A 7460-nucleotide genomic window follows, 5' to 3' on the forward strand; every position below is an offset into this window, starting at 1 on the left:
TGCGCGGGCGCGCCGGTACCCCACCGGCGCGCCCGCGCACGTACGCGTGCCGCTCGGCTCAGCGGAGGAACACGTTGTCCGTGTCCTCCCACCCGGCAGGCTCCTCGGGCACCGTCCTCGGGCGGCGGTGCGACCGGGCCTCGTACATCGCGTCGATCTCGAAGGCGTAGGTCCGTACGATCTCGTCGCGCCGCAGCTTCATCGACGGGGTCAACAGCCCGTTGGCCACGTCGAACGGTTCGGGCAGGACGCGGAAGACGCGGATGGACTCCGAGCGCGACACAACGCTGTTGGCCGCCGCCACCGCCCGCGCCACCTCCTCGCGCAGCGCGTTCTCCTCCCGGGCCTCACGGGCCGGGGCGTCGCCCTGCAGCGCCAGACCCGCCCGCCAGTGGGTCAGGAAAGCCGGGTCGAGCGTGATCAGGGCACCGACGCAGGGCCGGTTGTCGCCCACCACCACCGCCTGGTGGACGAGCGGATGCATGCGCAACCGCTGCTCCAGGGCCGCCGGAGCCACACTCTTGCCGCCGCTGGTGATGATGACGTCCTTCTTGCGCCCCGTGATCGCCAGGTAGTTCTCGTCGTCCAGGTGACCGAGGTCCCCGGTGGCCAGCCAGCCGCCGCGCAGCACGTCACGGGTGGCCTCCTCGTCGCCGAGGTATCCCTGGAACAGGGACGGCCCGCGCACCAGGATCTCCCCGTCGTCGGCCACCCGAATCTCCATGCCGGGCAGGGGCTGACCGACCGTGCCGGACTTCTCCCGCCCGAAGGGCTGCATGGTCAGCCCGCCGCTGGTCTCGGTCAGCCCGTAGCCGTCGTGGACGTACACGCCGATACCTTCGTAGAAGAGGGACAGCTCGCGGCTGAGCGGCGAACCGCCGGAGGTCGCGCGGCGCACCCGGCCGCCCAGCGCGGCCCGCAGCCGACGGTAGACCGTGCGCTCGTACAGGGAGTGCTGGAGCCGGAGGTCGAACCCGGGCCCGGAACCCCGGCCCAGCCGCCGGCGCTCCAGCGCGGCGGCGAAGTCACGCGCCGTGTCGGCGGCCCGCTCGAACAGTGCTCCGCGGCCCGCCTTCTGGGCGGTGCGCAAGAAATTCTTGTAGAGCTTCTCCAGGACGGACGGCACCGCGTAGAAGTACGTCGGGCGGAAGGAACGCAGGGCCGAGGCGAGCGCCTCCTCGTTCATCGCGGGCTCGTGCGCCATGAGCAGTCCGCCCCGGACGCACAGATTCTGGATCATCAGCCCGTACACGTGCGAGAAGGGAAGGAAGGCGAGGACCGCGCCCTGCTCCCCGGGCGGCGCCACCGTGTGGCCCCACCCCTCGATCAGCGTGTCGCACGGACTCGCCAGCCCGCGGTGGCTCAGCGCGCAGCCGAGGGCCCGGCCTGAGGTGCCCGAGGTGTAGGCGACGACCGCCGTGGCGTCCGGCGGCACTATGCGGCGCATGGAGTCGACCGTCGCGTACGGAATGTACTCGCCGCGCGCCACCAGCGTGTCCAGCGCGCCCGCGTCCAACTGCCAGACGTGGCGCAGGGACGGCAGCGACGCGCACACCGAGCCGACCGTCATCACGCTCTGCTCGTCCTCGACCACCACGGCCACGCAGCCCGCGTCCCGCAGGATCCACTCGACCTGGTCGCGCGAGGAGGTCGGGTAGATCGGCACCACCTCGGCGCCCACCGTCCACAGCGCGTAGCTGAAGACCGTCCACTCGTACCGGGTCCGCGCCAGGATCGCCACCCGGCCGCCCGGCGAGATCCCGCACGCGATCAAGCCCTTGGCGACGTCGACCACCTCGTCGCGGAACTCAACGGCCGTCACCTCCTGCCAGACGGGGGAGTCCGGCGTGGGACGACGGGCCAGCATCGGCAGGGTCGGCGTGCGGGCGGCCGTCTCGAAGAGGCTGTCGGCGAGCCCGCCCGTCAGGGGCCCGGCGGCCCGGGGAGCGAGAGCGGGGTCGAGCATGCACTGGCTCCTGACATGTACGGACGGTGACACCACCGACGAGCACCGTTAACGGCGGTGCTGAATCTAGCCGAGGCGATGGTCACGAGGGGCCGGGACGGCAGAAGTGTTCCCGCGCGGTGATCCCGGCGGATCGGGGGACCCGTAGGGCATGACTCACACGAATCCGGACCCGGAACCCGAACGCAGCACCGGACTGGAGCCGGGAGGCGGCGTGCCGCCCGGCGAGACCCCGCCCGGGGAGAGCAGCATGTCCGAGGCCGGCCCGTGGGAGGGGAACAACCCGCCCAAGGGCTGGGCCATGGCACCCCTGACGGTGATCCTCGTCCTCGTCGCGCTCGTCGCGGCGGGCTTCCTGGGATACGCCCTGGTCCTGATGCTCTGAGGCACGGCCGCGGAGCGCCGGTCCCCACCACCGGGGAGTCTCAGACCGCCTGCGTGCGCCGTACGCACTCGGTGACGACGTCCCGCAGGCTGCCGGTGCGCTCCAGCAGCTCGCGCTGCACCCGCGCCCCGTTGCCGTGCCGCAGCAGACGGGAGACACCGTCCCGCACGAGGTCGAGGTCGCCGCAGGCGGCGAGCGCCTCCCCGACGTGCTCCAGCAGCGCCCGTACGACCGTCTCGGCCGGCATCCGCCGCATCGTCGCCGGGTGCAGCAGCTCCTCCGTCAGCCCCGACCGGGCCGCCCGCCAGGCCGCGAGGCGCAGCAGGCTCACACTGTGCCCGGCCGGCGCGACACCCTCCCGCCACTCCCGCGCGGCCGTCTCCACCAGCGCCCGGGCGAGGGCCGCGACGAGGGCGGCCGTCCCGGCGTCCAGGCAGACGTCGGCGACCCGGAACTCGACCGTGGGGTACCGCTGGGACAGCCGGACGTCGAAGTAGATCATCCCCTCGTCGAGGATGGTGCCCGTGGCGACCATGTCGGCGACCCGGCGGTGGTAGGTCTCGGCCGAGCCGAACAGCTCGGTCGGGCCGGCCGAGGGCCAGCGTTGCCAGACCCGGCTGCGATAGCTGCTGTACGCGGAGTCCTTGCCCTGCCAGAACGGGGAGTTCGCGCTCAGCGCGGCCAGCACCGACAGCCACGGCCGCACCCGGTCGATGACCGCCACGCCCTCCTCGTCGGACTCGACCGATACGTGCACGTGGCAGCCCAGGACCAGCTGCTCGTGGACCACCACGCCGTACTGGTCGGCCATCCACCGGTAGCGGCGGTTCATGCCGACGGCCGGGCTGACCGGCAGCGGCGACGTGGCGAGCGCGGCGACGGCACAGCCGATGCCGCCCGCGTGCCGCGCGGCCTCCCCGCGGCAGCGGACGATCTCCGCGTGCAGACGCCCCATGTCCACCTGCGGATGCGTGGCGAACTCGAGCATCTGCTCGTGCAGTTCCTTCTCGAAGACGTCCTGCTCGGCGTCGTCCAGCGAGGCCCGGGCGAGCACGGCGGCGGACAGCGCCCGCGGCTCGCCGGTCTCGGGGTCGACCAGGAGGAGCTCTTCCTCCACTCCGACGGTGCGCAACGTGATGCCGCCTTTCTGTGGGCCCGGTCGCGGCGACGACGAGGCTGTCCCGTTCGTAGGACCACCGACTGCCCCGAGGGAGCGGCCGGACACCTGATCGCGCCGCCGAGCGTCACAGGGCGTACGGCACCAGCCACACCGTCGCCAGCGGAGGAAGCGTGATACGGATGATCCCGTTCTCCGGCTTGACGGGGTCCGGGTTGACCACGCCGCTGCCGCCGAAGTCCTCGGAGTCCGTGTTGAGGACCTCCTGCCAGGCGGTGGCGTAGTCGCCGACGGCGAGCACGTATTCGTGGCGGACGACCGGCGAGAAGTTCGACACCGCGAGCAGGGGGGCACCGTCGGCGCCGAAGCGCAGGAAGGCGAAGACGTTGTCCTCGGCCGCGTCCACGGCGACCCACCGGAAACCGGCCGGGTCGGTGTCCCGCTCCCACAGGGCCGGGGTCCGTCCGTAGCGGGTGTTGAGCGCGCGAACCAGGTCCTGGACGCCGCGGTGGTCGCCCGCCGAGTGGTACCCCTCGTCCAGCAGCCACCACTCGGGGCCCTGCTTCTCCGACCACTCGGCACCCTGGCCGAACTCCTGCCCCATGAAGAGGAGCTGCTTGCCGGGGTGGGCCCACATGAAGCCGAGGTAGGCGCGGACGTTCGCCCGCCGCTGCCACCAGTCTCCCGGCATCTTCGACACCAGCGCCTGCTTGCCGTGCACCACCTCGTCGTGGGAGATCGGCAGCACGTAGTTCTCGCTGTAGGCGTACACCATGGAGAAGGTCATCTCGTGGTGGTGGTACTTGCGGTGCACCGGCTCGTGGGCGACGTACTCCAGCGAGTCGTGCATCCAGCCCATGTTCCACTTCAGGCCGAAGCCGAGCCCGCCGGTGTCGGTCGGCCGGGTCACCCCGCCCCAGGCGGTGGACTCCTCGGCGATCGTCACCACGCCGGGGCAGCGCCGGTAGACCGTCGCGTTCATCTCCTGGAGGAACGCCATCGCCGCCAGATCCTCCCGGCCGCCGTACTGGTTGGGCTCCCACTGGCCCGAGTCGCGTGAGTAGTCCAGATAGAGCATCGAGGCGACCGCGTCCACGCGCAGCCCGTCGATGTGGAACTCCTCGCACCAGTACACGGCGTTCGCCACGAGGAAGTTGCGCACCTCGGTGCGGGCGAAGTCGAAGGTGTACGTCCCCCAGTCAGGGTGGGTCGCGCGCCGCTCGTCCCCGGGCTCGTACAGCGGGTCCCCGTCGAAGCGGGCCAGCGCCCAGTCGTCCTTCGGGAAGTGCGCCGGCACCCAGTCCATGATCACGCCGATCCCCGCCCGGTGCAGGGCGTCGACCAGGTAGCGGAAGTCGTCGGGTGAGCCGAGGCGCGCGGTCGGCGCGTAGAAGCCGGTGACCTGGTAGCCCCACGACGGGCCGTAGGGGTGTTCGGCGACCGGCATCAGCTCGACGTGGGTGAAGCCCAGGTCCTTGACGTAGGCGGGCAGCACGTCGGCCAGCTCACGGTAGGTCAGCTCCGGCCGCCAGGACGGCAGGTGAACCTCGTACACCGAGAACGGTGCTTCGTGCACGGGCGTGTCACCGCGGGTGCGCATCCACTCGGAGTCGCCCCACTCGTACTCCGACGAGGTCACCACGGAGGCGGTGTTCGGCGGTTCCTCCGCCGCACGGGCCATCGGGTCGGCCTTGAGGAACCGCTGCCCGTACCGGGAGTGGATCTCGAACTTGTACCGGGTGCCTTCGCCGACGCCCGGCAGGAACAGCTCCCACACCCCGGACGAACCCATCGAGCGCATGGGGAACGCCGTGCCGTCCCAGTGGGTGAAGTCGGCGGCGACCCGCACCCCCTGGGCGTTCGGCGCCCACACCGTGAACCGGGTGCCCCTCACGCCCTCGTGCGTCATCGGATGCGCACCGAGGGCCCGCCACAGCTGCTCGTGCCGGCCCTCGGTGATCAGGTGCAGGTCGAGGTCGCCGAGGGCGGGCAGGAAGCGGTACGGGTCGTGCGTCTCCTGCTCGCCCTCCTCGTACGCCACGACGAGGGTGTAGGCCGGGATCTCCCGCGACGGCAGCACACCGGAGAAGAGGCCGTCCCCGTCCGACACGAGGGCGTGGCGCTCGCCGTCGACGACCACGCTCACCTCGCGGGCGAACGGGCGCAGCGCCCGGAAGGCGACGCCGCCGGGGACCGGGTGGGCACCGAGCAGCGCGTGCGGGTCGTGGTGGGCGCCCGCCAGCAGGCGCCCCCGGTCGGTCGGGTCGAGGGGCGGGGCGGTTCCGCACGCACCGGGGGCGGGCGGGACGGGACCGGACGGCTCGGGGAGCGAGGTGTCGCGGAGGGCCACGGGTCAGTCTCCTCTCACGGCGAGTCGTTCGATCGCCGCCATGGGTACGGGAAGCCAGTCGGGGCGGTGCCGGGCCTCGTACAGCACCTCATACACGGCGCGGTCCGTCTCGTAGGCGCGCAGCAGGCCGTGCTTCTTACGGGGGTCCCACCCGGCTCGGGCGGCGTAGCCCGCGCAGAAGGCCTCCCGGCAGCGGCGCGCCCACTCGGGACGCCACGGGCGGCGCTGCCGGGCGGCGTAGTCGAAGGAGCGCAGCATGCCCGCGATGTCGCGGACGGGGGAGTGGGCGCTGCGCCGTTCGGACAGCGGGCGCGACGGCTCACCCTCGAAGTCGATGACGAACCAGTCCCGGCCGGCCCGCAGCACCTGTCCCAGGTGCAGGTCGCCGTGGATGCGCTGGGCGGGCGGCCCCGAGTCGCAGGTGGCCAGTGCCGCGAAGGCCGCCCGCAGCCCGGGGACGAAGGGCTGCAGCGCCGGTACGCAGTGCGCGGCGGCGGTCAGCCGCTCGGTCATCGCCGCCGCCGTGCGGCCGTTCTCCCCCGGGGCGCCGGACGGGAAGGCGTCGGCGAGCGCCAGGTGGACGTCCGCCATGGCCTGCCCGAGCTCGTGGGCCTGCAGGGTGAAGTCGTCCCCGGAGGCCAGCGCGTTCAGGGACAGGGTCCAACCGTCGGAGGCGTCGTCGAGGAACGGCTGGAGCACACCGAGGGTCGCCTCGTACGGATAGGTGGTCCGCATCCACGCCACCGGCGCGGGGACCCGGCCGCAGCCCTGCCGGGCCAGCGCGTCCGGCACCTCCAGGTCCGGATTGACACCGGGCTGGATGCGCCGGAACAGCTTCAGGATGAACTCGTCCCCGAAGATCAGCGACGAGTTGGACTGCTCGGCGTCCAGCAGCCGCGGCGCGAGCCCCCCGGGCACCGGCCGCGAGGGGTTGGCCTCGAAGCGCAGGGGGCCCGCCTTGCCGGGATGCCTGAGGCGTTCCAGAAGCAGCTGGGCCGTCCGGGGGTCGTGCAGGGCGTCGTAGACCGTCCGGCCGGCCAGCGGGCCGTCCTGCACCTGCCCGATGACGGCCCGGCCCAGGCGCGGAGAAGGGTGTTCGCGCACGCCGAGCAGCAGCTGGTAGCAGTCGCCGGCCGGGGGAGCGCCGCCCGGGGCGGGCACGGGGCCGTGCCCGGTGTGCACCAGGAGGTGCAGACAGCCCGGGAAGAGCTCGGTCATGGACAGCAGGCCGAGCTCGGCCACGGGCCGGTCCTTGCCCGCGAACCAGCGCTGGCGCGGCAGCCACTCGCGCAGCAGCCCGCCGAGCGATGCCATGGGCTCGGCGAGACGGGTACGTCTCGGGCGCAGGGGTGCGGTCTTCGGCATGGTGACGCGTCCTTTCCTCGGCCCGCGCTCAAACGCGGCGGCCGATGCGGGATGCGACTCGGGTGAGCCGGAACCAGTAGAAGCCGTGGCCCCCGAGGGTCAGCAGGTACGGCAGCTCGCCTATCGCCGGGAAGCGGACCCCGCCGAACAGTTCCACCGGATGGCGTCCGGCGAACTCGCGCAGGTCCAGCTCGGTCGGCTGGGCGAACCGCGCGAAGTTGTGCACGCACAGCACCAGGTCGTCCTCGTACTCCCGCAGGAAGGCCAGTACGGCGGG

6 protein-coding genes are annotated in these 7460 nt (G+C 72.5%); 1 reads left to right on the forward strand and 5 read right to left on the reverse strand.

From position 1 onward, the window contains the following. Nucleotides 1-58: 58 nt before the first annotated feature. The gene (locus IE142_RS24120) at nt 59-1966 is read right to left on the reverse strand and encodes an AMP-dependent synthetase/ligase (RefSeq protein ID WP_191887681.1); all 1908 of its coding nucleotides are present in this window, start codon (nt 1964-1966) and stop codon (nt 59-61) included. A 151-nt stretch (nt 1967-2117) separates the two neighbouring features. Between IE142_RS24120 and IE142_RS24125 the strand changes: the two genes are divergently transcribed. Continuing rightward, entirely contained in the window at nt 2118-2351 is a 234-nt protein-coding gene (locus IE142_RS24125; protein ID WP_043376215.1) for a DUF6480 family protein, read from the forward strand. 40 nt (nt 2352-2391) lie between these two features. Here the strand turns inward: IE142_RS24125 and IE142_RS24130 are convergent, their stop codons facing one another. The 4 genes from IE142_RS24130 to IE142_RS24145 all read right to left on the reverse strand — a co-directional run. After that, on the reverse strand, nt 2392-3483 hold the full coding sequence (locus IE142_RS24130; RefSeq protein ID WP_191887682.1) for a glutamate--cysteine ligase 2: 1092 nt from the start codon (nt 3481-3483) through the stop codon (nt 2392-2394). A 112-nt stretch (nt 3484-3595) separates the two neighbouring features. Then, nucleotides 3596-5818 (reverse strand): 1,4-alpha-glucan branching protein GlgB, encoded by a 2223-nt coding sequence (gene glgB, locus IE142_RS24135; RefSeq protein WP_191887683.1) that lies wholly within the window; start codon nt 5816-5818, stop codon nt 3596-3598. A gap of 3 nt (nt 5819-5821) precedes the next feature. Next, nucleotides 5822-7183, reverse strand: a complete 1362-nt coding sequence (locus tag IE142_RS24140) for a maltokinase N-terminal cap-like domain-containing protein (RefSeq protein WP_191887684.1) — start codon at nt 7181-7183, stop codon at nt 5822-5824. Between the two features lie 28 nt (nt 7184-7211). After that, nucleotides 7212-7460: alpha-glucosidase C-terminal domain-containing protein (locus IE142_RS24145; RefSeq protein WP_191887685.1), on the reverse strand; the 249-nt coding region annotated here is incomplete at its 5' end.

Origin of the sequence: Streptomyces mutabilis (genome assembly GCF_014649815.1) — a bacterium.
Taxonomy (GTDB): domain Bacteria; phylum Actinomycetota; class Actinomycetes; order Streptomycetales; family Streptomycetaceae; genus Streptomyces; species Streptomyces mutabilis.

Excerpts from the sequence above, each read along its gene's own strand:
- IE142_RS24125 (WP_043376215.1), top strand. The coding sequence starts at position 2,118 with ATGACTCACACGAATCCGGACCCGGAACCCGAACGCAGCACCGGACTG.
- IE142_RS24140 (WP_191887684.1), bottom strand. The coding sequence starts at position 7,183 with ATGCCGAAGACCGCACCCCTGCGCCCGAGACGTACCCGTCTCGCCGAG.
- IE142_RS24120 (WP_191887681.1), bottom strand. The coding sequence starts at position 1,966 with ATGCTCGACCCCGCTCTCGCTCCCCGGGCCGCCGGGCCCCTGACGGGC.